Genomic DNA, 25,123 nt, shown 5'->3' with positions numbered 1-25,123 from the left:
GTGAAGCCGCACAAGAAGTTCGTGGCTGAAGCCTACATCCTGACCAAGGACGAAGGTGGCCGTCACACGCCGTTCTTCACCAACTACCGTCCGCAGTTCTACTTCCGCACGACCGACGTGACCGGCATCGTGTCGCTGCCGGAAGGCACGGAAATGGTGATGCCGGGCGACAACATCACGGTCGATGTCGAGCTGATCGTGCCGATCGCCATGGAAGAGAAGCTGCGCTTCGCCATCCGTGAAGGCGGCCGCACCGTCGGTGCCGGCATCGTCGTCACCATTAAAGAATAATTAGACTTAAACCGATCTGTCGCGGGCGCGGAGTTGCCCGCGCCGCGCCAGAACAAGGAAGTGACGCATGAACGGACAGAATATCCGCATCCGCCTGAAGGCGTTTGATCACCGGGTGCTCGACGCCTCGACGAAAGAAATCGTGTCGACGGCCAAGCGCACCGGAGCAAACGTCCGAGGCCCCATTCCGCTGCCGACGCGGATCGAAAAGTTCACGGTCAACCGGTCGCCTCACGTCGACAAGAAGAGCCGCGAGCAGTTCGAGATGCGCACGCACAAGCGTCTGCTCGACATCGTCGATCCGACCCCGCAGACGGTCGATGCTTTGAWGAAGCTCGATCTGGCCGCCGGTGTCGACGTCGAGATCAAGCTCTAAGGGAATGAGAGCGCGGTAAGGGGCGGTGCCCCTGGCCCGGAACTCTAAAGGAATTGAACCGATGCGTTCAGGTGTGATTGCAAAGAAGGTGGGAATGACCCGCATCTATAATGATGCCGGGGAACATGTTCCCGTCACCGTTCTCCAGATGGAGAACTGCCAGGTCGTGGCTCAGCGCACGCAGGAGAAGAACGGCTATACGGCCGTCCAGCTCGGCGTTGGCCTTGCCAAGGTGAAGAACACGTCGAAGGCGATGCGCGGCCATTTCGCGACCGCTTCCGTCGAGCCGAAGGCGAAAGTCGCCGAGTTTCGTGTCTCCGCCGACAACATGATTGATGTCGGCGCCGAGATCACCGTCGAGCACTTCGTCGCCGGCCAGAAGGTCGATGTGACGGGCACGACGATCGGCAAGGGTTTCCAGGGCGTCATCAAGCGCCACCATATGGGTGGTGGCCGCGCGACGCACGGTAACTCGGTGTCGCACCGTACGCACGGTTCGACCGGCCAGCGTCAGGACCCGGGCAAGGTGTTCAAGGGCAAGCATATGGCTGGCCACATGGGCGACACCCGCGTCACCACACAGAATGTCGAGATCGTTTCGACCGACGCCGATCGCGGCCTGATCCTGATCCGCGGTGCGGTTCCCGGATCGAAGGGCGCCTGGATCCTGGTCCGCGATGCGGCCAAGGTGGCACTGCCGGCCAATGCGCCGAAGCCTGCCGCGATCCGGGCTGTTGCCGCCGAGAGTGGCGCCAAGAACGAGGCTCCGGCCGCAGAGGGAGCAGAATAATGGATCTCAAGATCACAACGCTTGGCGGCAAGGACGCCGGCAAGGTGAAACTCTCCGAGGAGATTTTCGGCCTTGATCCGCGCGAGGACATCCTGCAGCGCGTCGTGCGCTGGCAGCTGGCCAAGCGCCAGCAGGGCACGCACAAGGCCAAGGGCCGCGCCGAAATCGCGCGTACCGGCGCCAAGATGTACAAGCAGAAGGGTACGGGCCGCGCTCGTCACCATTCCGCACGCGCTCCGCAGTTCCGCGGCGGCGGCAAGGCCCACGGCCCGGTCGTTCGCAGCCACGAGCACGATCTGCCGAAGAAGGTGCGCGCTCTGGGCTTGAGGCATGCTCTCTCGGCCAAGGCCAAGAGCGCGTCGATCATCATCATCGACGAGCTGAAGCTGACCGAGGCCAAGACGAAGGCGCTGATCGCGAATTTCGCGACGCTGGGCCTGACCAACGCTTTGGTGATCGGCGGTGCCGAGCTTGACCAGAACTTCAAGCTGGCGGCGACCAACATCCCGAACATCGACGTGCTGCCCATCCAGGGCATCAACGTCTACGACATTCTTCGCCGCGGCACGCTGGTCCTTTCGAAGGCCGCCGTCGAGGCTCTCGAGGAGCGCTTTAAATGACCGACCTTCGTCATTACGACGTGATCGTCTCGCCGGCGATCACCGAAAAGTCGACCATGGCTTCCGAGAATAACCAGGTCGTCTTCAACGTCGCCAAGAAGGCGTCGAAGCCGGAAATCAAGGCCGCTGTCGAAGCGCTGTTTGGCGTCAAGGTTACGGCCGTGAACACGCTTGTCCGCAAGGGCAAGATCAAGCGCTTCCGCGGCACGATCGGCCGCCAGAGCGACGTCAAGAAGGCGGTAGTGACGCTGGCCGAAGGCCAGTCGATCGACGTCGCGACGGGTCTCTGAGCTAGGCCGCGAGGACAGGACAATGGCACTTAAAAAATTCAACCCGGTAACGCCGAGCACCCGCCAGCTGGTCATCGTCGACCGCTCGGGCCTCTACAAGGGCAAGCCCGTCAAGGGCCTGACCGAAGGCCTGACCAAGTCGGGCGGCCGCAACAATCACGGCCGCATCACGGCCCGCTTCATCGGCGGCGGTCACAAGCGTTCGTACCGCATCATCGACTTCAAGCGCCGCAAGTTCGACGTCGTCGGCACGGTCGAGCGCATTGAATACGATCCGAACCGCACCGCCTTCATCGCGCTGATCAAGTATGACGATGGCGAGCTGTCCTACATCATCGCCCCGCAGCGCCTTGCTGCCGGCGACAAGATCGTGGCCGGTGAATCGGTCGACGTGAAGCCGGGCAATGCGATGCCGCTGGCCTCGATGCCGGTCGGCACGATCGTCCACAACATCGAGCTGAAGCCGGGCAAGGGCGCCCAGGTTGCCCGTTCGGCCGGTGGCTACGGCCAGCTGGTCGGTCGCGACCAGGGCATGGCGATCCTGCGCCTCAACTCGGGCGAGCAGCGTGTCGTGCACGGCTCCTGCATGGCCACTGTCGGCGCCGTGTCGAACCCCGACCACGGCAACATCAATGACGGCAAGGCCGGTCGCACGGTCTGGCGCGGCAAGCGCCCGCACAATCGCGGCGTGACCATGAACCCGGTCGACCACCCGCATGGCGGTGGTGAAGGCCGCACCTCGGGTGGCCGTCATCCGGTCAGCCCGTGGGGCAAGCCGACCAAAGGCAAGAAGACGCGGTCCAACAAGGCGACCGACAAGTTCATCCTGCGCTCGCGCCATCAGCGCAAGAGCTAAGAAGAGGTAACGCCAAGTGACTCGTTCTATTTGGAAAGGCCCCTTCATCGACGGCTACCTTCTCAAGAAGGTGGACAAGGTTCGTGAAGGTGGTCGCAATGAGGTGATCAAGATGTGGAGCCGTCGCTCCACGATCTTGCCGCAGTTCGTCGGCTTCACCTTCGGTGTCTACAACGGCCAGAAGCATGTTCCCGTCTCGGTGAACGAGGACATGGTCGGTCACAAGTTCGGTGAATTCGCTCCGACCCGGACCTATTACGGTCACGGCGCGGATAAGAAGGCGAAGAGGAAATAATCATGGGCAAGGCCAAAGCTCCGCGCAGGCTTGCTGACAACGAAGCGCGCGCCGTTCTGCGCACGATCCGTATCAGCCCGCAGAAGCTGAACCTGGTTGCCGCGCTGATCCGCGGCAAGAAGGTCGCGACAGCGCTTTCCGACCTCGAATTCTCGGCCAAGCGGATTTCCGGCACGGTCAAGAAGACGCTGGAATCGGCGATCGCCAACGCGGAAAACAACCACGACCTCGATGTCGATGCGTTGATCGTGGCGGAAGCCTATGTCGGCAAGTCGATCGTTATGAAGCGGTTCCACGCTCGTGGCCGCGGTCGCGCCAGCCGTATCGAAAAGCCGTTCTCGCACCTCACGATCGTCGTTCGTGAAGTCGAAGAAAAAGGGGAGGCCGCATAATGGGCCAGAAAGTCAATCCGATCGGTCTGCGCCTCGGCATCAACCGCACCTGGGATTCGCGCTGGTTCGCGAACACCGGCGAGTACGGCAAGCTGCTGCATGAGGACATCAAGATCCGCAAGTATCTTGAGAAGGAACTCAAGCAGGCTGCGATCTCCAAGGTCGTGATCGAGCGTCCGCACAAGAAGTGCCGCGTCACCATCCATGCGGCGCGCCCGGGTCTGATCATCGGCAAGAAGGGCGCCGACATCGAGAAGCTTCGCAAGAAGCTGATGGAGATGACGAAGTCCGAGACGCACCTCAACATCGTTGAAGTGCGCAAGCCGGAAATCGACGCGACCCTGGTCGCCCAGTCGATCGCCCAGCAGCTCGAGCGCCGTATCGCGTTCCGCCGCGCCATGAAGCGCGCCGTTCAGTCGGCGATGCGCCTCGGTGCCGAAGGCATCCGCATCAACTGCGCCGGCCGTCTCGGCGGCGCTGAGATTGCGCGCATGGAATGGTACCGCGAAGGCCGCGTGCCGCTGCATACGCTGCGCGCCGATGTCGATTACGGCACGGCCGAAGCGCATACGGCTTACGGCATCTGCGGCGTCAAGGTCTGGGTGTTCAAGGGCGAAATCCTCGAGCACGATCCGATGGCTTCGGAGCGTCGCGCGACCGAGGGTGATGCTGCGCATGGCGGTGGTGGTGATCGCGAACGCGGTCGTCGTCGCGAAAACGCCTGATTATTTAGGAATTTGGAGTTAGAACGATGCTGCAGCCAAAGCGCACAAAGTTCCGCAAGCAGTTCAAGGGCCGTATCCATGGTACCGCAAAGGGCGGCACCAACCTGGATTTCGGTGGTTTCGGGCTGAAGGCGCTTGAGCCGAACCGCGTCACCGCGCGTGAGATCGAGGCGGCCCGCCGCGCGATCACTCGCGAGATGAAGCGTGCCGGCCGCGTGTGGATCCGTATTTTCCCAGACGTGCCGGTGACGTCGAAGCCGACCGAAGTGCGCATGGGTAAGGGTAAGGGCGCTGTCGATTACTGGGCGGCGCGCGTCAAGCCGGGCCGCATCATGTTCGAGATCGACGGCGTCAACGAAGAAACCGCCCGTGAGGCGCTGCGTCTCGGCGCGGCCAAGCTCTCGGTCAGGACGCGCTTCGTACAGCGCATCGCAGAATAAGGACGGGCTGATCATGAAAGCCGAAGACATCCGGACCAAGACCCAGGACCAGCTGACCGACGATTTGGCCAGCCTGAAGAAGGAGCAGTTCAACCTGCGCTTCCAGAAGGCCACCGGCCAGCTCGAGAAGACCGCGCGCGTGAGGCAGGTCCGCAAGGACATTGCGCGTATCAAGACCATCGCTGCGGAAAAGTCCGCGGCCAAGAAGGCTTAAGGACGAAAACCATGCCAAAGCGCATTCTGCAGGGCACTGTCGTCAGCGACAAGAACGAGAAGACGGTAGTCGTCAAGGTCGAACGGCGCTTCACGCATCCCGTGATGAAGAAGACCGTGCGCATGACCAAGAAGTACAAGGCGCACGACGAGAACAACGCCCACAAGGTCGGCGATCAGGTGTTCATCCAGGAATCGAAGCCGATTTCCAAGGATAAGCGCTGGATCGTCGTGTCTTCGGACCAGGCGTAAACAACGAATTTTGGACAGACCGGGGAGGGGCTTTGAGCCCGTCCCGTTAGAAAAGAAGAAGGCGGCCAGTCATGATTCAGATGCAAACAAACCTCGACGTCGCGGATAATTCCGGCGCGCGTCGTGTCATGTGCATCAAGGTGCTGGGCGGCTCGAAGCGGAAATACGCTTCCGTGGGCGACATCATCGTGGTGTCCATCAAGGAAGCCATTCCGCGCGGCCGCGTTAAGAAGGGCGATGTGATGAAGGCGGTCGTGGTTCGCACGGCCAAGGACATCCGCCGCCCGGACGGCAGCGTGATCCGTTTCGACAAGAACGCGGCCGTTCTCGTCGACAACAAGAAAGAGCCGATCGGCACGCGTATCTTCGGACCGGTTCCGCGCGAACTTCGCGCCAAGAACCACATGAAGATCATCTCGCTCGCGCCTGAAGTGCTGTAAGGAGCCGGACCAATGCAAAAGATTAGAAAAGGCGACAAGGTCGTCGTGCTGGCCGGCAAGGACAAGGGCCGTTCGGGCGAAGTCCTCTCGGTTCAGCCGAAGGAAGACACCGCGCTGGTGCGCGGCGTCAACATGATCCGTCGTCACCAGAAGCAGTCCCAGTCCCAAGAGGGCGGGATCATCACCAAGGAAGCGCCGATCCAGCTGTCGAACATCGCGCTGGCCGACCCCAAGGATGGCAAGCCGACCCGCGTCGGCTTCATCTTCCAGAAGGACGGCAAGAAGGTGCGCGTCGCCAAGCGCTCGGGAGAAGTCATCAATGGCTAAGGCTCAAACCAAGCAGGCGACTGCCAAGAACACGCCGCGTCTCAAGCAGGTCTACAACGAGACCATCCGCAAGGCGCTGCAGGAGCAGTTCGGCTACGACAACGAGATGCAGGTTCCGCGCATCGACAAGATCGTGCTGAACATGGGCGTCGGCGAAGCGACCGCGGACTCGAAGAAGCCTTCGATCGCGGCCGAAGACCTGGCGATGATCGCCGGCCAGAAGGCCGTCGTCACCCGCGCTCGCAACTCCATCGCCGGCTTCAAGGTCCGCGAGAAGATGCCGATCGGCGCCAAGGTCACGCTGCGCAAGGAACGCATGTACGAGTTCCTCGACCGCCTCGTGAACATCGCACTGCCACGCGTCCGCGACTTCCGCGGACTGAATCCGAAGAGCTTCGATGGCCGTGGCAACTACGCCATGGGCATCAAGGAACACATCGTGTTCCCGGAGATCAACTACGACAAGGTTGATCAGATCTGGGGCATGGACGTCATCGTTTGTACGACTGCGAAGACGGACGACGAAGCCAGGGCATTGCTCAAGGCCTTCAACTTCCCCTTCCGCCAGTAACGGCAGCGAGAAAAGGAAAAATCTGAAATGGCAAAGACCAGCTCAGTCGAGAAGAACAACAGGCGCCGCAAGCTTGCCGACCAGTACGGTCCCAAGCGCGCTGCCCTGAAAGCGATCATCATGGACCAGTCCAAGCCGATGGAAGAGCGTTTCCGCGCTCAGCTGAAGCTTGCTGCCATGCCGCGCAACTCGGCCAAAATCCGCATCCGCAACCGCTGCGAAGTTACCGGCCGTCCGCGCGCCTATTATCGCAAGCTCAAAGTATCGCGCATCGCGCTTCGTGATCTCGGCAATAACGGCCAGATCCCGGGCCTGGTCAAGTCGAGCTGGTAAGGAGGACATAACATGTCATTGAGCGATCCTCTCGGCGATATGCTGACCCGCATCCGCAACGCGTATGGCCGCAAGAAGTCGAGCGTTTCAACGCCGGCCTCGCGCCTGCGTACCCGCGTCCTCGACGTGCTGAAGGCTGAAGGCTATATCCGCGACTACAGCCAGACCGACTTCGACAACGGCAAGTCCGAGATCGAAATCGAGCTGAAGTATTTCGACGGTGCACCGGTCGTGCGCGAAATCGCCCGCGTCTCGAAGCCTGGCCGCCGCGTTTACGTCTCGGCCAAGTCGATCCCGCACGTCGCCAACGGCCTCGGCATCGCCATCCTTTCGACGCCGAAGGGCGTGATGGCCGATCACGAAGCACGCGAACAGAATGTCGGTGGCGAGATCCTCTGCCAGATCTTCTGATCTGGCAGCTGACCGCAAAGTGGAATCCGGTCTTCGGATCGTTCCCGAAGACAGAGACCTGAAACAAGAGAAGTGACGAGGACAACAAAATGTCTCGTATTGGAAAGAAACCCGTTTCGCTGCCGCAGGGCGTGACCGCGACCGTCAACGGCCAGACCGTGACGGCGAAGGGCCCCAAGGGCGAGCTGAAGTTCGTGGTGAACGACGAAGTGCTGGTCAAGATGGAAGGCAGCGAGATCGCTGTCCAGCCGCGTGACCAGACCAAGACCGCCCGCTCCAAGTGGGGCATGTCGCGCACGCAGATCGTCAACATCCTGCAGGGCGTCAAGGACGGTTTCGAGAAGAAGCTCGAGATCACCGGCGTTGGTTATCGCGCCGCACTTCAGGGCAAGAACCTGCAGCTGGCACTTGGCTTCAGCCATGACGTCGTCTACGAGACGCCGGCCGGCATCACGATCACTGTGCCGAAGCCGACGGAAATCACCGTGACCGGCATCGACAAGCAGCAGGTCGGCCAGGTTGCAGCCGAGATTCGCGAGTATCGCGGTCCCGAGCCCTACAAGGGCAAAGGCGTCCGCTATGCCGGCGAGAAGATCGTCCGCAAGGAAGGCAAGAAGAAGTAAGTTTAACGCCGCGGGGAGCGGTCGCGGGAGGCGCTTTCGCCTACCGCATATGGCGGCCCCCGTTTTTGAAGGCAAGGAAGACCATCATGGGTACCAAGGAAGCCACGCAGCGCCGTTCGCAGCGCGTTCGCCGCCAGATCAAGAAGGTCGCCGGCGAGCGTCCGCGTCTGTCGGTTCACCGCACGTCGAAGAACATCTATGTGCAGGTCATCGACGACGCCAAGGGCCACACCATCGCCGCCGCCTCGACGCTCGAGAAGGACCTCAAGGGTTCGCTCAAGACCGGCGCCGACACCGCGGCTGCGGCCGCTATCGGCAAGCTGATCGCCGAGCGCGCCTCGAAGGCCGGCGTCAAGGAAGTCGTCTTCGATCGCGGCCCGTACATCTATCATGGCCGCGTCAAGGCGCTGGCCGAGGCTGCCCGCGAAGGCGGTCTCAGCTTCTAAGCAATTTTCGCCCCCGGTGACCCACAGAGGCACCGGATCTTATCAGCAACCGTGCTTCCGGAAAAAAACAAGGAACAGGATATGGCACAGGAACGTAGGGATGGCGGCCGCGGCCGCGATCGTGAAGAGCGCGATGACGGCATGGTGGACAAGCTCGTCCACATCAACCGCGTCGCCAAGGTCGTCAAGGGCGGCCGTCGCTTCGGTTTTGCAGCACTCGTCGTCGTCGGCGACCAGAAGGGCCGCGTTGGCTTCGGTCACGGCAAGGCGCGCGAAGTGCCGGAAGCGATCCGCAAGGCAACCGAATCGGCCAAGCGCGACATGATCTTCGTGCCGCTGCGCTCGGGTCGCACGCTGCACCACGACGTCGAAGGACGCTGGGGCGCTGGACGCGTGCTGCTGCGCGCTGCCAAGCAGGGTACCGGCATCATCGCCGGCGGCCCGATGCGCGCTGTCTTCGAGACGCTCGGCATGCATGACGTGGTCGCCAAGTCGATGGGTTCGTCGAACCCCTACAACATGGTTCGCGCCACGTTCGACGCGCTGAAGAGCCAGATGCATCCCAAGGATGTGGCTGCTGCGCGCGGCATCAAGTATTCGACCCTTCAGGCCCGCCGCGGCACCGCCGTTGCGGCTGAAGAATAGTCGATCTGACCAGGGATTTTGACCATGGCCAAGAAAGCAACCAAGACCATCACCGTTGAGCAGATCGGTTCGCCGATCCGCCGCCCGAAGGAACAGCGCGCGACGCTGGTCGGCCTCGGCCTCAACAAGATGCACAAGCAGCGCACGCTGGAGGACACTCCTTCGGTGCGCGGCATGATCGCTGCCGTCCAGCATCTCGTCCGCGTCGTGGACGAGGGCTGAGCAAAAGCGCAGGAGAACCCAGATGAAACTCAACGATCTGCGTGACAAGGACGGCGCGACGCACTCCAAGAAGCGTCTCGGCCGTGGCATCGGCTCCGGCTCGGGCAAGACCGGCGGTCGCGGCGTCAAGGGCCAGAAGGCGCGCTCCGGCGTCGCCATCAACGGCTTCGAGGGTGGCCAGATGCCGCTCTACCGGCGTCTGCCGAAGCGTGGCTTCAACAACATCTTCGCCAAGAGCTTTGTCGTCGTGTCGCTGGCCCGTATCCAGACCGCGCTCGATGCCAAGAAGCTCGACGCCAAGGCGACCGTGACGGCCGAGGCACTCGTTGCCGCCGGCGTCATCCGCCGCGTCAAGGACGGCGTGCGCATCCTGTCGGACGGCGAGCTCAAGGCAAAGCTTGCCTTTGACGTCGCCGGCGCCTCCAAGGCTGCGATCGAGAAGATCGAAAAGGCCGGCGGTTCGGTCAAGCTGCCGGAAGCGGCAGCTGCCGAGTAACGGCAATTTGAAGAGCGATCGACAAGAACGGTATCCGTTTTTGTTCACGATTGCGCTTTGATCCAATCAATTAAGCGGCCGCGTCAACGCGGCCGCTTGCATGTTGAGAGCCCGGAGCTTATCTCGTGGGCTTCGGTGAAACGCGCCGCCTGAGCTGCGGGCATCGAGCGTGATCAAGCGGAGAATCAGGCATGGCTTCGGCTGCTGAACAACTAGCCTCGAATCTGAATTTTGCGGCCTTCGCCAAGGCGGAGGACCTGAAGAAGCGAATCTGGTTCACCATCGGCGCGCTGCTTGTCTATCGCCTCGGCACCTATATCCCGCTGCCCGGCATCAACCCGGATGCCTTCGCGCAGGCCTTCTCCTCGCAGGCCAAGGGCGTGCTCGGCATGTTCAACATGTTTGCCGGCGGCGCCGTGCAGCGCATGGCGATCTTCGCGCTCGGCATCATGCCTTACATCTCGGCCTCCATCATCATGCAGCTGATGACTTCGGTCATTCCGTCGCTGGAAGCGCTGAAGAAGGAAGGCGAGCAGGGCCGCAAGGTCATCAACCAGTACACGCGCTACGGCACGGTTCTGCTGGCGCTGGTGCAGGCCTATGGCATTTCGGTCGGCCTGGAAGGCGGTAACGGCATCGTCAACGATCCCGGCATGTTCTTCCGCATCTCGACCGTCGTCACGCTGGTTGGCGGCACCATGTTCCTGATGTGGCTGGGCGAGCAGATCACCGCGCGCGGCATCGGCAATGGCATTTCGCTGATCATCTTCTCCGGCATCGTTGCCGGCCTGCCTCGCGCCATTTCCGGCACGCTGGAACTCGGCCGCACCGGCGCCTTGTCGACCGGACTGATTCTCGCAATCATCGTGCTGGCCATCGTCGTCATCGCGTTGATCGTCTTCTTCGAGCGCGCACAGCGCCGTCTGCTGATCCAGTATCCGAAGCGCCAGGTCGGCAACCGCATGTTCCAGGGCGACACCTCGCATCTGCCGCTGAAGCTCAACACGTCGGGCGTCATTCCGCCGATCTTCGCCTCGTCGCTGCTGTTGCTGCCGGCAACGGTCGCCGGCTTCTCGCAGTCGACGAATCTGCCGGCATGGGCAAGCACGGTGCTCGCCTCGCTCGGCCACGGCCAGCCGCTCTACATGCTGTTCTATGCGGCGATGATCGTGTTCTTCGCCTTCTTCTATACGGCCATCGTGTTCAATCCGAAGGACACCGCCGACCAGCTCAAGAAGCATTCCGGCTTCATCCCGGGCTATCGTCCGGGCGAGCGCACCGCCGATTACATCGACTATGTCCTGACGCGCATCACCGTCGTCGGCGCCATCTATCTGGTGCTGGTGTGTCTGCTGCCCGAGTTCCTGATTTCGGCGACTGGCGTACCATTCTACCTCGGTGGCACATCGCTTCTGATCGTGGTCAGTGTAACCCTCGATACGGTGGCGCAGATTCAGGGCCACCTGATCGCGCACCAGTATGAGGGCCTGATCAAGAAGTCGAAGTTGCGCGGGGGGAAGAAGGCCAGATGAGATTGATATTGCTTGGGCCGCCAGGAGCGGGCAAGGGGACGCAAGCACAAAGACTGGTAGAGAAATACGGCATACCGCAGCTGTCGACGGGCGACATGCTGCGGGCCGCCGTGCAGGCTGGCACCGAAGTCGGCAAGCGCGCCAAGGCGGTAATGGACGCCGGCGAGCTGGTTTCCGACGCCATCGTCAACGCCATCGTGGCCGAGCGCATCGATCAGCCCGATTGCGCTAACGGTTTCATCCTCGACGGATATCCGCGCACGCTGGTGCAAGCCGATTCGGTTGAATCGATGCTTGCCGCGCGCGGCATTGGCCTCGACGCCGTGATCGAGTTCGTCGTCGACGACAAGGCGCTGGTCGGCCGCATCGTCAAGCGCGCCGAAGACGCCAAAGCAGCCGGGCAGCCGGTGCGCAAGGACGACAACCCGGTGGTGTTCGAAGAGCGCTTGCGGGAATATTACAAGAAGACCGCCCCGCTGATCGGCTATTACTACGCCAAACGCACGCTGAAGAGCGTCGACGGCATGGCCGGTATCGACACTGTGACTGCGGAGATCGAAGCGCTGCTCACGGCAGTGACGCGGGAGACCGTTACGGCAAAGTAGAGATTGCGCTTGACTGGAACGGTTCGCTGGGTTATGGCGGCCCGTCTTCCTATCAGGCATGAGGCTTGCTTGTCCGCAAGGGCAAGGCAGCCGCATTGAAACTAGGAAACTCCCGCATGGGCCGGCCTCCACCGGACGCGGGGAATTTTGGATAGCGCTGGTTCGTCCAGCCCACATGGAGAAGAGAAGAAATGGCTCGTATAGCCGGCGTCAACATTCCGACCAACAAGCGCGTCGTCATTGCGCTTCAGTACATTCACGGCATTGGCAAGAAGTTCGCCCAGGAGATCGTCGACAAGGTCGGCATCCCGGCCGAGCGCCGCGTCAACCAGCTGACCGACGCGGAAGTGCTGCAGATCCGCGAGACCATCGACCGCGACTACCAGGTCGAAGGCGACCTGCGCCGCGAAGTGTCCATGAACATCAAGCGTCTGATGGACCTCGGCTGCTACCGCGGCCTGCGTCACCGCCGCTCGCTGCCGGTTCGCGGCCAGCGCACGCACACCAATGCACGCACCCGCAAGGGCCCGGCCAAGTCGATCGCCGGCAAGAAGAAGTAAGTGAGCGAATAGCGAGTAGCCAATTAGCGAGTAGGGGTCCCTATTCGCTAATCCCTATTCACTACTCGCTTTCAAAGGTGGAGCCGCTGGCATTACGGCGGTGTAGAGATCAACTGAAAGGACTATCATGGCCAAGGAAGCCGCTCGTGTTCGCCGTCGCGAACGCAAGAACATCTCGTCGGGCGTTGCCCACGTCAATTCGACCTTCAACAACACGATGATCACCATCACCGACGCGCAGGGCAATTCCATTGCCTGGTCGTCGGCCGGTGCCCAGGGCTTCAAGGGTTCGCGCAAGTCGACCCCGTTCGCCGCCCAGATGGCCGCCGAAGACGTCGCCAAGAAGGCCCAGGAACACGGCATGCGCATGCTCGAAGTCGAGGTCTGCGGACCCGGCTCCGGTCGTGAATCGGCGCTTCGCGCCCTGCAGGCGGCCGGCTTCACCATCACCTCGATCCGTGATGTGACGCCGATCCCGCACAATGGCTGCCGCCCGCGCAAGAAGCGCCGCGTCTAAGACATTACCGAACGCCGCGCGAGCGCCTCAGGGCGCTCCTCCACGGCACTCCAGGTCGCCCGCCACGATTGGATGGTGGCGGGTCAACGGAAGGAAAGCATCATGATCCAGAAAAATTGGCAGGAACTGATCAAGCCGAACAAGATCGAGTTCTCGTCGAAGAAGAAGACGTTGACCACGCTGGTCGCCGAGCCGCTCGAGCGTGGCTTTGGCCTGACGCTCGGCAACGCGTTGCGCCGCGTGCTTTTGTCTTCGCTGCGCGGTGCGGCTGTGACCGCCGTGCAGATCGACGGCGTTCTGCATGAATTCTCGTCGATCGCCGGCGTGCGTGAAGACGTGACCGATATCGTGCTCAACATCAAGGAAATCGCTATCCGCATGGAAGGCGATGGCCCCAAGCGCATGGTCGTTCGCAAGCAGGGCCCGGGTGCGGTTCTGGCCGGCGACATCCAGACGGTTGGCGATGTCGAGATCCTCAACCCCGACCACGTCATCTGCACGCTGGACGAAGGCGCTGAAATCCGCATGGAATTCACCGTCGACACCGGCAAGGGCTACGTGCCGGCAGAGCGCAACCGCGCCGAAGACGCGCCGATCGGCCTGATCCCGGTCGACAGCCTGTATTCGCCGGTCAAGAAGGTCTCCTACAAGGTCGAGAACACCCGCGAGGGCCAGGTTCTCGATTACGACAAGCTGACCATGACCATCGAGACCGACGGTTCGATCTCGGGCGAGGACGCGGTGGCTTTCGCCGCCCGCATCCTGCAGGACCAGCTCGGCCTGTTCGTCAACTTCGACGAGCCGCAGAAGGAAGTCGCCACCGAAGCCGTCACCGAGCTCGCCTTCAACCCGGCGCTGCTCAAGAAGGTCGACGAGCTCGAGCTTTCGGTGCGTTCGGCCAACTGCCTGAAGAACGACAACATCGTCTACATCGGCGATCTCATCCAGAAGACCGAAGCCGAGATGCTGCGCACCCCGAACTTCGGCCGCAAGTCGCTGAACGAGATCAAGGAAGTGCTCGCGGCGATGGGCCTGCACCTCGGCATGGAAGTGCCGGACTGGCCGCCGGAAAACATCGAAGACCTCGCCAAGCGTTACGAAGATCAATATTGAGCATGAATTCCAAGGATCGGCGGCGTGGGCCGCTCGATCCGACGGTCATGCGGAAAATCATCAGAGGCCGTGGCCTCTTGAACAACTGAAGAAGGAAAAGAGCCATGCGCCACGGTTTCAAAGGCCGTCGTTTCGCCCGAAGCATTAGCCATCGCAAGTCGATGTTCGCCAACCTCGCCGTGTCGCTGCTCGAGCACGAGCAGATCGTCACCACCTTGCCGAAAGCGAAGGACCTGCGTCCGATCGTCGAGAAGCTGGTGACGCTCGGCAAGCGCGGCGACCTGCATGCGCGCCGCCAGGTGATTGCCCAGATCGGCAATGAAGGCGTCGTCAAGCGTCTGTTCGACACGATTGCGCCGCGCTACGCCGACCGCAATGGCGGTTATCTGCGCATCATGAAGGCGGGCTTCCGCCACGGCGACAATGCCGCCATGGCGGTCATCGAGTTCGTCGACCGCGACACCGACGCCAAGGGCGCCGGCGACCGTGCTCGCCTCGAGGCCGAAGGCGCCAACGAGGAAACCGCGGCTGCATAAGGCTCGGTTTTCCAGGAATGACTTCAAGGGGCCTTCGGGCCCCTTTTTGCATTGGCGCGAGGGCAAGCTTCGCCAAGCTTTTTTGCCTGCCGGCTGAGTGCTTTTGGACGACAATCGCCGTATTTCAGTGCATTAGCCTTTCATTCTGCACAATCGTCGGGACAATGGCGCCCGATCTGGAGGATTCGGAATGCACTTCAAACGGCTGTTTCTTGTCGCCCTTTGCGCGCTGGCCGCCTTTGCCGCGGCACCGGCCGTGAGACAGGCCCTGGCCGAGGACGCCGCCAAGCCGGCGGATCCCGGCCTTTCCGATGTGCTGACCGACCTCTTGCATGGCGTCGAGGGCGAGAACGGAACCTCCGGTCCCGACAAGCGCGTGCCGTTCGGCCGCGAGGAGGTGCAGCTGTCGTTTGCGCCACTGGTCAAGCAGACAGCGCCCGCGGTGGTCAATGTCTACGCCTCGCAGACGGCCAAGGTCACGTCGCCCTTCGACGGCGATCCTTTCTTCGAGGAATTCTTCGGCCGCGCGCAGCCGCGCGCGCAGTCGTCGTTGGGCTCCGGCGTGCTGGTCGATCCGAGCGGCGTCATCGTCACCAATTTCCATGTCATCAAGGATGCCGACGAGGTCAAGGTGGCGACCGCCGACGGGCGCGAATTCACCTCGAAGGTCATGCTCAAGGACGAAACGCTCGATCTTGCCGTGCTCAAGATCACCTCCGACAAGCCGTTCCCGGTGATCGCCATCGGCGATTCCGACGCGCTTGAGGTCGGCGACCTGGTGCTGGCGATCGGCAATCCGTTCGGCGTCGGTCAAACCACCACCAGTGGCATCGTTTCGGCGCTTGCTCGCAGCCATATCGGCGTTTCGGATTCGGGCTATTTCATCCAGACCGATGCCGCCATCAATCCCGGCAATTCGGGCGGCGCGCTGATCAACATGGGCGGCCAGCTGGTCGGCATCAACACCGCCATCTATAGCCGCAGCGGCGGCTCGATCGGCATCGGCTTTGCCATCCCCGCCAACATGGTGCGCGCTTTCGCCGATGCGGCCAAGGCCGGGCTCGATTTCTTCGAGCGGCCCTATATCGGCGCCGAGTTCGAGGCGGTCACACCGCAGATCGCCGAATCGCTCGGCATGGAGAAGCCGACCGGTGCGCTGGTCTCGTCGGTCGAGGAAGCTGGACCGGCAGCCAAGGCAGGGCTGAAGCCCGGCGATGTCGTGCTGCAGCTTAACGGCACGACCGTCGAAGGCATCGAGGCGCTCGACTACCGCATGGCGACGTTGTCGATCGGCACCAAGGCGACCTTCGCCATTCTGAGCAAGGGCCAGCAGGCGACGATGGAAATTGCGCTGGAGCGTGCGCCGGAAGGCGCCAAGGCTTCGGAAGTGACGCTGCATGGCCGCAGCCCGTTCTCCGGCGCCAAGGTGGCGGAACTGTCGCCCAGGCTCGCCCAGCGGCTTGGCCTGCGCACCGACCTCAAGGGCGTCACCGTGGTCGACATCAACCGCGATTCGCCGGCCGCCGATTTCGGCTTCCAGCCGGGCGACATCGTGCGTGAGGTGAACGGCACGACGGTCGATACGGCGGCGACGCTGGCGCAGCTTGCCCAGCAGGATACCCGCTGGTGGCGCTTTACCGTCGAGCGCGGCGGGCAGATACTGCGCCAGGTGTTGCGCTACTGAGGCGGTCTTCCCATCTTGAGGGTCGTCCAACAAAAAGACTTGCATGGCCGATCTGTTCAGTGTCGATGAACCGGAAAGAGCGCCGCCCAAGGATCCCACCAAAGGTCTTCGGCCGCTCGCCGACCGGCTGCGCCCGAAGAACCTCGGCGAAGTCGTCGGCCAGGAGCATCTGACCGGGCCTGACGGCGCGCTGACGCGACTGATCAATTCCGGCTCGCTCGGCTCGATGATTTTTTGGGGGCCGCCCGGCACTGGCAAGACCACCGTGGCGCGGCTGCTGGCCGGCGAGACCAGTCTTGCCTTCGAGCAGATATCGGCCGTGTTTTCCGGCGTCGCCGACCTGAAGAAAGTGTTCGAGGCGGCGAAGCTGCGTCGCGCCAATGGCCGCCAGACGCTGTTGTTCGTCGACGAGATCCATCGCTTCAACCGCGCCCAGCAGGATTCGTTTCTCCCGGTCATGGAGGACGGCACGGTCGTTCTGGTAGGCGCTACGACCGAGAACCCGTCCTTTGAACTCAACGCGGCTTTGTTGTCGCGCGCGCGGGTGCTGGTCTTCCATACGCTGGGCGAGGACAGCATCGCCAAACTGATGACGCGAGCGGAAGAGACTGAGGGCAGGGCGCTGCCGCTCGACGACGAGGCGCGGGCGATGCTCATCCGCATGAGCGATGGCGACGGCCGGGCATCGCTGACGCTGGCCGAGGAAGTCTGGCGTGCCGCCAAGCCTGGCGAGGTGTTCGATCCCGAAGGGCTGCAGCGCATCGTCCAGCGCCGCGCGCCGATCTACGACAAGGGCCAGGACGGTCACTACAATCTGATCTCGGCGCTGCACAAATCGGTGCGCGGATCCGATCCCGATGCGGCTCTCTACTATCTCGCCCGCATGTTCGACGCCGGCGAGGATCCGCTCTATCTCGGCCGCCGGCTGGTGCGCATGGCGATGGAGGATATCGGGCTGGCCGACCCGCAGGCGCTGGTCGTGGCAAACGCCGCCAAGGATGCCTATGATTATCTGGGCTCGCCCGAGGGCGAACTCGCCTTCGCCGAGGCCACCGTCTATCTCGCCACCGCGCCCAAATCCAATGCCGTCTACACCGCCTTCAAGGCCGCCACGCGGGCAGCCAAGGAGTTCGGTTCACTGCTGCCGCCCAAGCACATCCTCAACGCGCCGACCAAGCTGATGAAAGAGGAAGATTACGGCGCCGGCTATCGCTACGATCATGACCAGCCTGATGCTTTTTCCGGCCAGGATTATTTTCCGGAAAAGATGGGCCGGCAGACATTTTACGATCCGCCCGAACGCGGCTTCGAGCGCGATATCCGGAAACGGCTGGACTATTGGGCGAAGCTGCGCAGCGAGCGGGAAAAATAGGCTTGCGCGCCCCTTTGGTCTTGTCGCCCCAGGACGAAACCCTGCCCTGGGGCATTCCCGCCTCTATTCTTCTCCACGTCGCGCTGGTTGGCATGCTGGCGGAGGCGTTCATTCTGCTGCGATGGCACGGCATTGTGCGGGGGAACAAAAAATCCTATCAAGGCGCACGGCTGGCGGGGGTCGCCGTAATTTGGCTCATGCGAACAGGATCGCGCTCCCGCGCGAACGACAATGACAAAACAAACCCGTAAGACCCTTCGCCAGCTGGTCATTGCGCTGCCGCTTCTCGCGCTCGGCTTCTATTTCATTCCGATCCTGACCACGATCTGGATCGTCTGCGGCTTGATCGATGTGCTGCGCAACGCCAGCAAGAACCTGTCGCTGTTGCGCGGCTATTTCCTCGGCAACGGCATCTTCACCTGGCTGCTGTCACCCTTCAATCTGCTGGTCGACCTCGTCTGCTACCGCAACCCGGGTGTGTGGAAGCTGGACCAGTTTCCGCCGGACTATCAGCGCGAGGTCAACGAAGTTCTCGACGTCTTCAAGGCGCGCAAGGACGAGATCATCACCGATATCGACGCCAATTTCGGCACCGGCCGTCGCGGCATGTATGTCTATCAGTGGTATGGCAAGCACCGGATCGACAACGTCGCGGAATTCAACAAGGATTTCAAATACATCAAGACCATTGCCGTGTCGGTCTTCAGGGGCAAGGAATCGACTTCCTGGCATTTCGGACCGCTGCGGCTCAGCCTGCGCATCCTCTACAATCTCCTGCCGGTGAAGGCCGAGGTTTTCGTCGAGTGCAACGGCGCCAGGAACTACTGGCACGACAACCCGCTCTATATTTTCGACGACACGCTGCTGCACCGCTCGGTCAACGAGTATGACGGGCGCCGCTACTGCGTGTTCATGGACATCATCCGTCCGTCGCCATTCCCCAGGTTCATCGCCGGCCTTCTCGCCATCGTTTCGGTCACCGTCGAACGCATCAATTCCATGTTCTACAAGAACTGGAAGATGATCGGCTCGAGCAAGGCAAAGAAGGTCGAGACGACCTGAGAGCGCGGTCCGACCGGCAAGAGGGAGCGCGATGTATCACCTGTTGCTTGTCTGTCTTGGTGGCGCGATCGGCGGAATGGCTCGCTTCTTCCTGTCCGGCTTCATCGCCCGCCGGGTCGGCGAGACCTTTCCCTGGGGCACGATGGTGGTCAACATCTCGGGAGCGTTTGCGATCGGCGTCGTCGCGCATGCGGTGGCGCGTGACGGCATGCCCGCCATCTGGGCCTTTGTCGTTACCGGCTGCCTCGGCTGCTATACCACTGTCTCTTCCTTCAGCCTGCAGACGCTAGCGCTGGTGCGCGCCGGCGAATGGCTGCGCGCCGGCGGCAACGTTCTGCTTTCGGTTTTTCTGAGCCTTGGTGGCGTGACGCTGGGTTTTGCCGCGGGAAGTCTTCTGATCGGCAGCGGATCGCCGTGAGCAGTCCGCGGAAGCTCCGCTCCGGCGGGACCGACGCTGCCGGAGCAGGGCACGCGGCGCGCGTCATTGGCTGGCGCAAGACGAGCGAAACAGTTCGGATCTATGCCACCGTGGCCGTCGGCAGCATGATCGGCGGCGTGTTGCGGTCACTTGCCTCATCGGCGAGCGCTGCTTTTTGGGGCAGCGGATTCCCCTTCGGCACGCTCCTTGTGAACGTTGTCGGCTCATTCCTCATCGGCTTCTACGCGACATTGACGGGCCCCGATGGCCGCGTCTTCGCCAATTCGCTGCAGCGCCAGTTCTTCATGGCCGGCTTCTGCGGCGGCCTGACCACTTTCTCCGCGTTCAGCCTTGAGACACTCACCCTCGCGCAGGGCGGGAAACTTGTGGAGGCGGGACTCAATATCGCGATCTCCGTGGTGGCATGGCTTGTCGCCGTCTGGCTCGGCCACATCTTTGCAGTGCGCCTCAACAGATTGAGAGGATCCGGGCAATGAAGATACCAAGGCAGGCGCAATTGCTGCGCGTATTCATCGGCGAGAACGACAGGGCAGACGGCCGTCCCCTGTATGAGGCGATCGTGCTCAAGGCCCGCGAACTGCAGATTGCCGGCGCGACCGTCCTGCGCGGCGCGATGGGGTTCGGCCATTCCAGCCGGCTTCACACCACGAAAATCCTCCGTCTGTCGGAGGATCTGCCGCTGGTGATCGAGATCGTAGATGGCGAGGAAAAGATAGCCGCTTTTCTGCCGGTGCTCGAGACAATCATGACAAGCGGCCTGATCACGCTGGAGAAAGTTCAGGTTCTGCAATATGGAACCGACAACGAATGACAGGGTATGAGGTTGCGGGTGCCGGCGAATGCCGTTGCATCCCGCGAAACGGTGGTTGAAATCATGGCAGGCGTAGAACAGATCACGGTGGAGGCCGGCGAGGCGGGCATGCGGCTCGATCGCTGGTTCAAGACCCATTTCCCCGGCCTCGGCTTCGGCCATTTGCAGAAGCTGCTTCGCTCGGGCCAGATCCGCGTCGATGGTGGCCGGGTCAAGGCCGACAGCCGTGTCGAGCCGGGCCAGGTGGTGCGTGTGCCGCCGCTCGAGGTCGACAAGAAGGGCGAGAGCGCGCTTACCGGTTACTCGATCCGCAACCAGGGCGACGCCGATGTGCTGGCCAAGATGCTGATCCACGAAGACCCGAAGGTCTTCGTCTTCAACAAGCCGGCTGGCTTGGCCGTGCAAGGCGGCTCGGGCGTCACCCGCAATGTCGACGACATGCTGGAGGCCTGGCGCAGCCAGAAGGGCGAGAAGCCGCGCCTGGTGCACCGGCTCGACCGCGACACATCGGGCGTGCTGGTGGTTGCCCGCACCAGGCTTGCGGCGATGAAGCTCTCCGAGTCCTTTCGCGCACGCGAGACCAAGAAGACCTACTGGGCGCTGGTCAAGGGCGTGCCGCCCAAGCGCGAGGACAAGATTTCGACCTGGCTGATCAAGGAGCCGACCGAGGACGGCGACCGCGTGCGCGTGGCCGCGCATGGTGAAAAGGGCGCCGACCATGCCGTGTCCTACTACCGCATCATCGAGCAGGCGGCGCAGACAATGACCTGGCTGGAAATGGAGCCTTATACCGGCCGCACCCACCAGCTTCGCGTTCATGCCGCCTATATCGGCTGCCCGATCATCGGCGACCCCAAGTATTTCGAGGCCGACACCAATTGGGATTTCCCGGGCGGTATTCAGAATCGCCTGCATCTGCATGCGCGCCGCATCGTCATTCCGCATCCGGACAAGGGCGTGATCGACGTCACCGCGCCGATGCCGCCGCATATGCGCCAGAGCTGGAACCTGATCGGCTTCGACGACGCCAGCGCGGAGGACTGACATTGGCTGTTGCCTCGGCATTGGATCGCCGCGACGCGGTCGATCTGGCGGCTGCTTCCATCATGGTCGGGCTGACCTTTTCCTGGGGGCTGAACTACGTCGCCGCCAAGATCTCCTATGCCGGCTACGACCCCGTTTTCGTTTCGATCGCACGCTCGATCATCGGCGGTTTCTGCGTGCTCGGCTGGTGCTGGCTGCGCGGCATCAAACTGTTCGAGGCTGACGGGTCGCTTGTCGCGGGCATCGTCGTCGGCGTGCTGTTCGGCGTCGAGTTCCTGTGCCTCTATATCGGGCTGGAATACACCACCGTTGCCCGCAACACGCTGCTGGTCAACACCATGCCGTTCTGGGTCCTGATCGGCGGCCATTTCCTGCTTGGCGATCGCATCAATGCGAGGAAGCTTGGCGGGCTTGTCCTTGCCTTTTGCGGCCTGGTGGCGGTGTTCTCCGACGGGATTGCCGCCGGCAACGACGTGACGCTGATGGGCGATCTGCTCAGCCTCGGCTCAGGCATCCTCTGGGCGGCGACCAGCATCGTCATCAAGCGTTCTAAACTGGTCGAGACCAGTGCCGAGAAACTGCTGCTTTATCAGCTGGCCGGTGCGGCCATTGTCGGCGTGCTGGTGATGCCTTTCGCCGGCCCGCCGATCCGCGACGTCACCGCCTTGTCGACATTGGCGCTGCTGTTCCAGTCGCTCTATATTGTTGCCTTCACCTATGTGCTGTGGTTCTGGCTGCTCAGGCGCTATCCGGCATCGGGCCTGTCGAGCTTCGCCTTCCTGTCGCCGGTGTTCGGCGTCTTGTGCGGCGCTATTATTCTGGGTGAAGCGCCGACAGTCAGGATCTTTGTGGCGCTTGGACTGATCGCCATCGGCCTGATCATCGTCAACCGACCGGCGCGCAAGCAGTTACCTGTATAGAAAGTTCTACTATGCGCGACATCCTCAACGACCTCGAAGCGGGCAAGCATCTGTCCGATCCGGATCCGGTGCGCCGCGCGCAGATCCAGATGAAGACGCATCTGCCGAAGCGCTTCTACAAGGACGCCTCGGTCGCGCCAGTCGAAGACAGTTATGCCGTCCATCTCGACGGCAAGCCGGTGCGCACGCCGGGCAAGGCGCTGCTGGCGCTGCCGACCGGGAAGGCCGCCGCGCTTGTCGCGGGCGAGTTCGCTGCGCAAGGCGAGACCATCGACCCCGTGACGATGCCGGTTCTGCGTCTGGTCAACACCGCCATTGACGGCGTCGCCAGCGACCCGCAGGTGGTGCTGGAGGACGTCTTGCGTTTCGCCTCGTCCGATCTAACCTGCTACCGCGCCGACGCGCCGCAGGGGCTGGTCGACCGGCAGAACCAGCATTGGGACCCGGTGATCGACTGGGCGAGGGCGACGCTCGGGGCTCGCTTCAATCTCGCCGAGGGGATCATCCATGTCGAGCAGCCGCGCGAGAGCATCGCGGTGCTCGGCGCCCACCTTGCCCAGCGCGCCGAGCCGCTGCGGCTGGCCGCAATCCATGTCATGACGTCGCTGACCGGGTCGGCGCTGCTGGCGCTTGCGGTCGACTATGGCGCGCTGGATGGCGAGGCGGCTTGGGCCGCCGGCCATGTCGATGAGGACTGGCAGATCGAGCACTGGGGCCAGGATGCCGAGGCGGTGGCACGCCGCTCGGCCCGCAAGCGCGACATGATGGCCGCCGTCAGTCTGCTGGAAGCGCTCAAGGCCTGATCCTCGGCTCTTTGCCGCACTGCACCTAATACCAAAGTCATAAACCCAATGTCGGTCTGCCTCCGGTTGCCGCTTTCTGTCATTTTTTGCGCCGATGGCTGGGCTGAGTCCGCGTTCAGAGGGAACGTGGACCGTGACGCACGGCATCGAGGACAGACGGGATCTCACGGGAGGACATTTCCATGGCAATGGCATCGACCGCCGGCGGAAGCAGCCGCGGCATGACGCGAGAGGAGAAGAAAGTCATCTTCGCCTCTTCGCTCGGCACCGTTTTCGAATGGTATGATTTCTATCTCTACGGTGCGTTGGCGGCCGCGATCGGCGCCACATTCTTCGCCACTTATCCAGAGGCGACCCGCAACATCTTCACGCTGCTGGTTTTCGCCGCCGGCTTCCTCGTGCGTCCCTTCGGCGCGCTCGTGTTCGGCCGCATCGGCGATCTCGTCGGCCGCAAATACACATTCCTTGTCACCATCACGATCATGGGCCTGTCGACCTTCCTGGTCGGCCTGCTTCCCGGCTCGGCGAGCTGGGGCATCGCGGCGCCCATCATCCTGGTTGGGCTGCGCATGCTGCAGGGCCTGGCGCTCGGTGGTGAATATGGTGGTGCGGCGACCTATGTCGCCGAACATGCTCCCGACGACCGCCGCGGCTTCTACACGTCGTGGATCCAGACAACGGCGACGCTTGGCCTGTTCCTGTCGCTGATCATCATCCTGATCGTGCAGAATTCGTTGAGCAAGGAGGATTTCGCGGCCTGGGGCTGGCGCATTCCATTCCTGGTCTCGGCCATCCTGCTCGCCATATCGGTCTGGATTCGCCTGTCGCTTGCCGAATCGCCGACCTTCCAGCGCATGAAGGACGAGGGCAAGGGCTCCAAAGCGCCGCTCACTGAAGCCTTCGGACAGTGGAAAAACGCCAAGATCGCCTTGCTGGCGTTGTTCGGTTTGACCGCCGGCCAGGSCGTGGTCTGGTAYWMKGGCCAGTTCTACGCGCTGTTCTTCCTGGCCAATGTGCTCAAGGTCGATCCGCAGTCGGTCAACATCATGATCGCGATCGCGCTGGCGCTCGGTTCGATCTTCTTCGTCGTGTTCGGCTGGCTCTCCGACAAGATCGGCCGCAAGCCGATCATCATGGCCGGTCTCGCGCTGGCGATCGTCACCACCTTCCCGCTGTTCAAGGCGCTGACCTGGGCCGCTAACCCGGCGCTCGCCACCGCGCAGCAGAACACGCGTGCCACGGTGACCGCTGCGCCGGGAGACTGCAAGTTCCAGTTCAATCCGACCGGAACACGCAAGCCTCTCACTTCGTGCGATATTGCGACCGACTTCCTTGCCAAGAGCTCCGTACCCTACGACATCGTTACGACGGCGGCACCGGGAACCGCGGCCAGTGTGAAAATTGGCACCGAAACGGTGGCGTCCTATGATGCCGTGGCAGCCGCGGACAAGGCGACTTCCAACGATGCTGCCTTCAAGAAGGCGGTCAACCTCGCGCTTCAGGACGGCGGCTATCCGCTGAAACGTGCCGCCGCCAAGGTTGCCGACCAGAAGCTCGACGCCTTTGTCGCGGGCAATCCCGAACTGAAACTCGACGCGGCAGCCATTCGCGCCGGTGAAAAGGCCACTGTCCCGCTCGCCCAGGCGGTCAAGGACAAGCTGCTGACGGCAGATGACGCCGCCGGCGCCACCGACGTGACGGTCTACAGTGTTCCGGCGGCCGGTGCGTTCTCGATGTTTGCCGACCCGGCAGCCGTCAACTGGGCAAAGGTCATCGGCATCCTGTTCATCCTGGTCGTCTACGTGACCATGGTCTACGGGCCGATCGCGGCGATCCTGGTCGAGATGTTCCCGACCCGCATCCGCTACACCGGCATGTCGCTGCCCTATCACATCGGCAATGGCTGGTTCGGCGGTCTGCTGCCGGCGATCGTGTTCGCGCTCAGCGCCTCCAAGGGCGATATCTATTACGGTCTCTGGTACCCGGTGGTGATCGCGGCGATGTCGCTTATCATCGGCATGATCTTCGTCAGGGATACGCTGGGAACCGACCTGCATACCAAGCAGTAGCC

The 25,123-nt window shown here is 62.4% G+C and carries 38 protein-coding genes; all 38 read left to right on the top strand.

What is annotated here, in order from left to right:
- A partial coding sequence (locus AC1DYO_RS25205) for an EF-Tu C-terminal domain-related protein (protein WP_477267130.1) occupies positions 1 to 291 on the top strand: 291 nt, incomplete at its 5' end.
- A gap of 67 nt (positions 292 to 358) precedes the next feature.
- Complete coding sequence (gene rpsJ, locus AC1DYO_RS25200) at positions 359 to 667, top strand: 30S ribosomal protein S10 (protein ID WP_477267129.1); 309 nt, start codon at positions 359 to 361, stop codon at positions 665 to 667.
- A 61-nt stretch (positions 668 to 728) separates the two neighbouring features.
- Positions 729 to 1,457, top strand: coding sequence for a 50S ribosomal protein L3 (gene rplC / locus AC1DYO_RS25195; protein ID WP_023682606.1), 729 nt, complete (start codon positions 729 to 731; stop codon positions 1,455 to 1,457).
- Positions 1,457 to 2,077: a 50S ribosomal protein L4 gene (gene rplD / locus AC1DYO_RS25190; RefSeq protein ID WP_023672750.1), complete on the top strand. Its 621-nt coding sequence runs from the start codon at positions 1,457 to 1,459 to the stop codon at positions 2,075 to 2,077. Before rplC ends, rplD begins: the two co-directional genes overlap by 1 nt.
- Complete coding sequence (locus AC1DYO_RS25185; protein ID WP_181061941.1) at positions 2,074 to 2,367, top strand: 50S ribosomal protein L23; 294 nt, start codon at positions 2,074 to 2,076, stop codon at positions 2,365 to 2,367. Before rplD ends, AC1DYO_RS25185 begins: the two co-directional genes overlap by 4 nt.
- A gap of 22 nt (positions 2,368 to 2,389) precedes the next feature.
- On the top strand, positions 2,390 to 3,223 hold the full coding sequence (gene rplB / locus AC1DYO_RS25180; RefSeq protein WP_023706515.1) for a 50S ribosomal protein L2: 834 nt from the start codon (positions 2,390 to 2,392) through the stop codon (positions 3,221 to 3,223).
- A gap of 16 nt (positions 3,224 to 3,239) precedes the next feature.
- On the top strand, positions 3,240 to 3,518 hold the full coding sequence (gene rpsS / locus AC1DYO_RS25175) for a 30S ribosomal protein S19 (protein WP_006205463.1): 279 nt from the start codon (positions 3,240 to 3,242) through the stop codon (positions 3,516 to 3,518).
- A gap of 2 nt (positions 3,519 to 3,520) precedes the next feature.
- Positions 3,521 to 3,910: a 50S ribosomal protein L22 gene (gene rplV / locus AC1DYO_RS25170; RefSeq protein WP_006205462.1), complete on the top strand. Its 390-nt coding sequence runs from the start codon at positions 3,521 to 3,523 to the stop codon at positions 3,908 to 3,910.
- Positions 3,910 to 4,635 carry a 30S ribosomal protein S3 gene (gene rpsC / locus AC1DYO_RS25165; RefSeq protein ID WP_023672753.1) on the top strand — a complete coding sequence of 242 codons (726 nt, stop codon included), beginning with the start codon at positions 3,910 to 3,912 and terminating at the stop codon, positions 4,633 to 4,635. The genes rplV and rpsC overlap by 1 nt, the downstream gene beginning before the upstream one ends.
- Positions 4,636 to 4,661: 26 nt before the next feature.
- Positions 4,662 to 5,075 (top strand): 50S ribosomal protein L16, encoded by a 414-nt coding sequence (gene rplP, locus AC1DYO_RS25160; RefSeq protein ID WP_006205460.1) that lies wholly within the window; start codon positions 4,662 to 4,664, stop codon positions 5,073 to 5,075.
- A 13-nt stretch (positions 5,076 to 5,088) separates the two neighbouring features.
- Positions 5,089 to 5,289, top strand: coding sequence for a 50S ribosomal protein L29 (gene rpmC / locus AC1DYO_RS25155; protein ID WP_006205459.1), 201 nt, complete (start codon positions 5,089 to 5,091; stop codon positions 5,287 to 5,289).
- Between the two features lie 11 nt (positions 5,290 to 5,300).
- Positions 5,301 to 5,540: a 30S ribosomal protein S17 gene (rpsQ, locus tag AC1DYO_RS25150; RefSeq protein ID WP_010909280.1), complete on the top strand. Its 240-nt coding sequence runs from the start codon at positions 5,301 to 5,303 to the stop codon at positions 5,538 to 5,540.
- A gap of 71 nt (positions 5,541 to 5,611) precedes the next feature.
- A complete protein-coding gene (gene rplN, locus AC1DYO_RS25145) occupies positions 5,612 to 5,980 on the top strand; it encodes a 50S ribosomal protein L14 (RefSeq protein ID WP_006205457.1) in 369 nt (122 codons plus the stop codon).
- A 12-nt stretch (positions 5,981 to 5,992) separates the two neighbouring features.
- Positions 5,993 to 6,307, top strand: a complete 315-nt coding sequence (gene rplX / locus AC1DYO_RS25140) for a 50S ribosomal protein L24 (RefSeq protein ID WP_013531428.1) — start codon at positions 5,993 to 5,995, stop codon at positions 6,305 to 6,307.
- On the top strand, positions 6,300 to 6,878 hold the full coding sequence (gene rplE, locus AC1DYO_RS25135) for a 50S ribosomal protein L5 (RefSeq protein ID WP_181061940.1): 579 nt from the start codon (positions 6,300 to 6,302) through the stop codon (positions 6,876 to 6,878). The genes rplX and rplE overlap by 8 nt, the downstream gene beginning before the upstream one ends.
- Before the next feature lie 27 nt (positions 6,879 to 6,905).
- Positions 6,906 to 7,211: a 30S ribosomal protein S14 gene (gene rpsN / locus AC1DYO_RS25130; protein WP_013895695.1), complete on the top strand. Its 306-nt coding sequence runs from the start codon at positions 6,906 to 6,908 to the stop codon at positions 7,209 to 7,211.
- Between the two features lie 12 nt (positions 7,212 to 7,223).
- Positions 7,224 to 7,622: a 30S ribosomal protein S8 gene (gene rpsH, locus AC1DYO_RS25125; protein WP_006205453.1), complete on the top strand. Its 399-nt coding sequence runs from the start codon at positions 7,224 to 7,226 to the stop codon at positions 7,620 to 7,622.
- A gap of 89 nt (positions 7,623 to 7,711) precedes the next feature.
- The gene (gene rplF / locus AC1DYO_RS25120) at positions 7,712 to 8,245 is read left to right on the top strand and encodes a 50S ribosomal protein L6 (RefSeq protein ID WP_023682603.1); all 534 of its coding nucleotides are present in this window, start codon (positions 7,712 to 7,714) and stop codon (positions 8,243 to 8,245) included.
- An 86-nt stretch (positions 8,246 to 8,331) separates the two neighbouring features.
- The gene (gene rplR, locus AC1DYO_RS25115) at positions 8,332 to 8,691 is read left to right on the top strand and encodes a 50S ribosomal protein L18 (protein WP_181061939.1); all 360 of its coding nucleotides are present in this window, start codon (positions 8,332 to 8,334) and stop codon (positions 8,689 to 8,691) included.
- A gap of 81 nt (positions 8,692 to 8,772) precedes the next feature.
- Positions 8,773 to 9,336, top strand: coding sequence for a 30S ribosomal protein S5 (gene rpsE, locus AC1DYO_RS25110; protein ID WP_006333394.1), 564 nt, complete (start codon positions 8,773 to 8,775; stop codon positions 9,334 to 9,336).
- Positions 9,337 to 9,360: 24 nt separating this feature from the next.
- A complete protein-coding gene (gene rpmD / locus AC1DYO_RS25105) occupies positions 9,361 to 9,558 on the top strand; it encodes a 50S ribosomal protein L30 (RefSeq protein WP_006205449.1) in 198 nt (65 codons plus the stop codon).
- Positions 9,559 to 9,580: 22 nt separating this feature from the next.
- Positions 9,581 to 10,054: a 50S ribosomal protein L15 gene (gene rplO, locus AC1DYO_RS25100; RefSeq protein ID WP_142865528.1), complete on the top strand. Its 474-nt coding sequence runs from the start codon at positions 9,581 to 9,583 to the stop codon at positions 10,052 to 10,054.
- Positions 10,055 to 10,245: 191 nt separating this feature from the next.
- Positions 10,246 to 11,586 (top strand): preprotein translocase subunit SecY, encoded by a 1,341-nt coding sequence (secY, locus tag AC1DYO_RS25095; protein WP_454575218.1) that lies wholly within the window; start codon positions 10,246 to 10,248, stop codon positions 11,584 to 11,586.
- The gene (locus AC1DYO_RS25090; RefSeq protein ID WP_477267128.1) at positions 11,583 to 12,191 is read left to right on the top strand and encodes an adenylate kinase; all 609 of its coding nucleotides are present in this window, start codon (positions 11,583 to 11,585) and stop codon (positions 12,189 to 12,191) included. The genes secY and AC1DYO_RS25090 overlap by 4 nt, the downstream gene beginning before the upstream one ends.
- A 191-nt stretch (positions 12,192 to 12,382) precedes the next feature.
- Positions 12,383 to 12,751, top strand: a complete 369-nt coding sequence (rpsM, locus tag AC1DYO_RS25085) for a 30S ribosomal protein S13 (protein WP_006205445.1) — start codon at positions 12,383 to 12,385, stop codon at positions 12,749 to 12,751.
- A 127-nt stretch (positions 12,752 to 12,878) separates the two neighbouring features.
- Positions 12,879 to 13,268 carry a 30S ribosomal protein S11 gene (rpsK, locus tag AC1DYO_RS25080; RefSeq protein ID WP_006205444.1) on the top strand — a complete coding sequence of 130 codons (390 nt, stop codon included), beginning with the start codon at positions 12,879 to 12,881 and terminating at the stop codon, positions 13,266 to 13,268.
- Positions 13,269 to 13,370: 102 nt separating this feature from the next.
- Positions 13,371 to 14,381 carry a DNA-directed RNA polymerase subunit alpha gene (locus AC1DYO_RS25075; RefSeq protein WP_032933403.1) on the top strand — a complete coding sequence of 337 codons (1,011 nt, stop codon included), beginning with the start codon at positions 13,371 to 13,373 and terminating at the stop codon, positions 14,379 to 14,381.
- Between the two features lie 104 nt (positions 14,382 to 14,485).
- A complete protein-coding gene (gene rplQ, locus AC1DYO_RS25070) occupies positions 14,486 to 14,917 on the top strand; it encodes a 50S ribosomal protein L17 (protein ID WP_477267127.1) in 432 nt (143 codons plus the stop codon).
- A 190-nt stretch (positions 14,918 to 15,107) separates the two neighbouring features.
- Complete coding sequence (locus tag AC1DYO_RS25065; RefSeq protein ID WP_477267126.1) at positions 15,108 to 16,601, top strand: DegQ family serine endoprotease; 1,494 nt, start codon at positions 15,108 to 15,110, stop codon at positions 16,599 to 16,601.
- A 43-nt stretch (positions 16,602 to 16,644) separates the two neighbouring features.
- A complete protein-coding gene (locus AC1DYO_RS25060) occupies positions 16,645 to 17,973 on the top strand; it encodes a replication-associated recombination protein A (protein ID WP_477267125.1) in 1,329 nt (442 codons plus the stop codon).
- A 231-nt stretch (positions 17,974 to 18,204) separates the two neighbouring features.
- Entirely contained in the window at positions 18,205 to 19,035 is an 831-nt protein-coding gene (locus AC1DYO_RS25055; RefSeq protein ID WP_477267124.1) for an aspartyl/asparaginyl beta-hydroxylase domain-containing protein, read from the top strand.
- Between the two features lie 31 nt (positions 19,036 to 19,066).
- Positions 19,067 to 19,453, top strand: coding sequence for a fluoride efflux transporter CrcB (gene crcB, locus AC1DYO_RS25050; protein ID WP_477267123.1), 387 nt, complete (start codon positions 19,067 to 19,069; stop codon positions 19,451 to 19,453).
- On the top strand, positions 19,450 to 19,950 hold the full coding sequence (gene crcB, locus AC1DYO_RS25045; protein ID WP_477267122.1) for a fluoride efflux transporter CrcB: 501 nt from the start codon (positions 19,450 to 19,452) through the stop codon (positions 19,948 to 19,950). The genes crcB (AC1DYO_RS25050) and crcB (AC1DYO_RS25045) overlap by 4 nt, the downstream gene beginning before the upstream one ends.
- Positions 19,947 to 20,285, top strand: a complete 339-nt coding sequence (locus tag AC1DYO_RS25040) for a DUF190 domain-containing protein (protein ID WP_477267121.1) — start codon at positions 19,947 to 19,949, stop codon at positions 20,283 to 20,285. The genes crcB (AC1DYO_RS25045) and AC1DYO_RS25040 overlap by 4 nt, the downstream gene beginning before the upstream one ends.
- Before the next feature lie 63 nt (positions 20,286 to 20,348).
- Complete coding sequence (locus tag AC1DYO_RS25035) at positions 20,349 to 21,329, top strand: RluA family pseudouridine synthase (protein ID WP_181061931.1); 981 nt, start codon at positions 20,349 to 20,351, stop codon at positions 21,327 to 21,329.
- Positions 21,330 to 21,391: 62 nt separating this feature from the next.
- Positions 21,392 to 22,249: a DMT family transporter gene (locus AC1DYO_RS25030; protein WP_477267137.1), complete on the top strand. Its 858-nt coding sequence runs from the start codon at positions 21,392 to 21,394 to the stop codon at positions 22,247 to 22,249.
- A gap of 11 nt (positions 22,250 to 22,260) precedes the next feature.
- Positions 22,261 to 23,052 carry an ATP12 family chaperone protein gene (locus AC1DYO_RS25025; protein WP_477267120.1) on the top strand — a complete coding sequence of 264 codons (792 nt, stop codon included), beginning with the start codon at positions 22,261 to 22,263 and terminating at the stop codon, positions 23,050 to 23,052.
- A gap of 182 nt (positions 23,053 to 23,234) precedes the next feature.
- Entirely contained in the window at positions 23,235 to 25,121 is a 1,887-nt protein-coding gene (locus tag AC1DYO_RS25020) for an MFS transporter (RefSeq protein WP_477267119.1), read from the top strand.
- Positions 25,122 to 25,123 lie beyond the last annotated feature (2 nt).

The organism is Mesorhizobium sp. P2_F5, assembly GCF_056403715.1.
This window is presented reverse-complemented; position numbering and strand designations above follow the sequence as displayed.

Coding starts and splice junctions, on each gene's coding strand:
- rplE (WP_181061940.1), top strand. CDS start 6,300: ATGGCTAAGGCTCAAACCAAGCAGGCGACTGCCAAGAACACGCCGCGT.
- rpsK (WP_006205444.1), top strand. CDS start 12,879: ATGGCCAAGGAAGCCGCTCGTGTTCGCCGTCGCGAACGCAAGAACATC.
- rpsQ (WP_010909280.1), top strand. CDS start 5,301: ATGCCAAAGCGCATTCTGCAGGGCACTGTCGTCAGCGACAAGAACGAG.
- AC1DYO_RS25065 (WP_477267126.1), top strand. CDS start 15,108: ATGCACTTCAAACGGCTGTTTCTTGTCGCCCTTTGCGCGCTGGCCGCC.
- secY (WP_454575218.1), top strand. CDS start 10,246: ATGGCTTCGGCTGCTGAACAACTAGCCTCGAATCTGAATTTTGCGGCC.
- rplX (WP_013531428.1), top strand. CDS start 5,993: ATGCAAAAGATTAGAAAAGGCGACAAGGTCGTCGTGCTGGCCGGCAAG.
- AC1DYO_RS25035 (WP_181061931.1), top strand. CDS start 20,349: ATGGCAGGCGTAGAACAGATCACGGTGGAGGCCGGCGAGGCGGGCATG.
- AC1DYO_RS25040 (WP_477267121.1), top strand. CDS start 19,947: ATGAAGATACCAAGGCAGGCGCAATTGCTGCGCGTATTCATCGGCGAG.
- AC1DYO_RS25030 (WP_477267137.1), top strand. CDS start 21,392: ATGGTCGGGCTGACCTTTTCCTGGGGGCTGAACTACGTCGCCGCCAAG.
- rplR (WP_181061939.1), top strand. CDS start 8,332: ATGGGTACCAAGGAAGCCACGCAGCGCCGTTCGCAGCGCGTTCGCCGC.
- rpmD (WP_006205449.1), top strand. CDS start 9,361: ATGGCCAAGAAAGCAACCAAGACCATCACCGTTGAGCAGATCGGTTCG.
- rpsH (WP_006205453.1), top strand. CDS start 7,224: ATGTCATTGAGCGATCCTCTCGGCGATATGCTGACCCGCATCCGCAAC.
- rplF (WP_023682603.1), top strand. CDS start 7,712: ATGTCTCGTATTGGAAAGAAACCCGTTTCGCTGCCGCAGGGCGTGACC.
- rplQ (WP_477267127.1), top strand. CDS start 14,486: ATGCGCCACGGTTTCAAAGGCCGTCGTTTCGCCCGAAGCATTAGCCAT.
- rplD (WP_023672750.1), top strand. CDS start 1,457: ATGGATCTCAAGATCACAACGCTTGGCGGCAAGGACGCCGGCAAGGTG.
- rplB (WP_023706515.1), top strand. CDS start 2,390: ATGGCACTTAAAAAATTCAACCCGGTAACGCCGAGCACCCGCCAGCTG.
- AC1DYO_RS25185 (WP_181061941.1), top strand. CDS start 2,074: ATGACCGACCTTCGTCATTACGACGTGATCGTCTCGCCGGCGATCACC.
- AC1DYO_RS25025 (WP_477267120.1), top strand. CDS start 22,261: ATGCGCGACATCCTCAACGACCTCGAAGCGGGCAAGCATCTGTCCGAT.
- rpsE (WP_006333394.1), top strand. CDS start 8,773: ATGGCACAGGAACGTAGGGATGGCGGCCGCGGCCGCGATCGTGAAGAG.
- rplN (WP_006205457.1), top strand. CDS start 5,612: ATGATTCAGATGCAAACAAACCTCGACGTCGCGGATAATTCCGGCGCG.
- AC1DYO_RS25075 (WP_032933403.1), top strand. CDS start 13,371: ATGATCCAGAAAAATTGGCAGGAACTGATCAAGCCGAACAAGATCGAG.
- AC1DYO_RS25090 (WP_477267128.1), top strand. CDS start 11,583: ATGAGATTGATATTGCTTGGGCCGCCAGGAGCGGGCAAGGGGACGCAA.
- rpmC (WP_006205459.1), top strand. CDS start 5,089: ATGAAAGCCGAAGACATCCGGACCAAGACCCAGGACCAGCTGACCGAC.
- rplO (WP_142865528.1), top strand. CDS start 9,581: ATGAAACTCAACGATCTGCGTGACAAGGACGGCGCGACGCACTCCAAG.
- AC1DYO_RS25060 (WP_477267125.1), top strand. CDS start 16,645: ATGGCCGATCTGTTCAGTGTCGATGAACCGGAAAGAGCGCCGCCCAAG.
- rplP (WP_006205460.1), top strand. CDS start 4,662: ATGCTGCAGCCAAAGCGCACAAAGTTCCGCAAGCAGTTCAAGGGCCGT.
- rpsM (WP_006205445.1), top strand. CDS start 12,383: ATGGCTCGTATAGCCGGCGTCAACATTCCGACCAACAAGCGCGTCGTC.
- crcB (WP_477267123.1), top strand. CDS start 19,067: ATGTATCACCTGTTGCTTGTCTGTCTTGGTGGCGCGATCGGCGGAATG.
- rplC (WP_023682606.1), top strand. CDS start 729: ATGCGTTCAGGTGTGATTGCAAAGAAGGTGGGAATGACCCGCATCTAT.
- rpsC (WP_023672753.1), top strand. CDS start 3,910: ATGGGCCAGAAAGTCAATCCGATCGGTCTGCGCCTCGGCATCAACCGC.
- AC1DYO_RS25055 (WP_477267124.1), top strand. CDS start 18,205: ATGACAAAACAAACCCGTAAGACCCTTCGCCAGCTGGTCATTGCGCTG.
- rplV (WP_006205462.1), top strand. CDS start 3,521: ATGGGCAAGGCCAAAGCTCCGCGCAGGCTTGCTGACAACGAAGCGCGC.
- rpsN (WP_013895695.1), top strand. CDS start 6,906: ATGGCAAAGACCAGCTCAGTCGAGAAGAACAACAGGCGCCGCAAGCTT.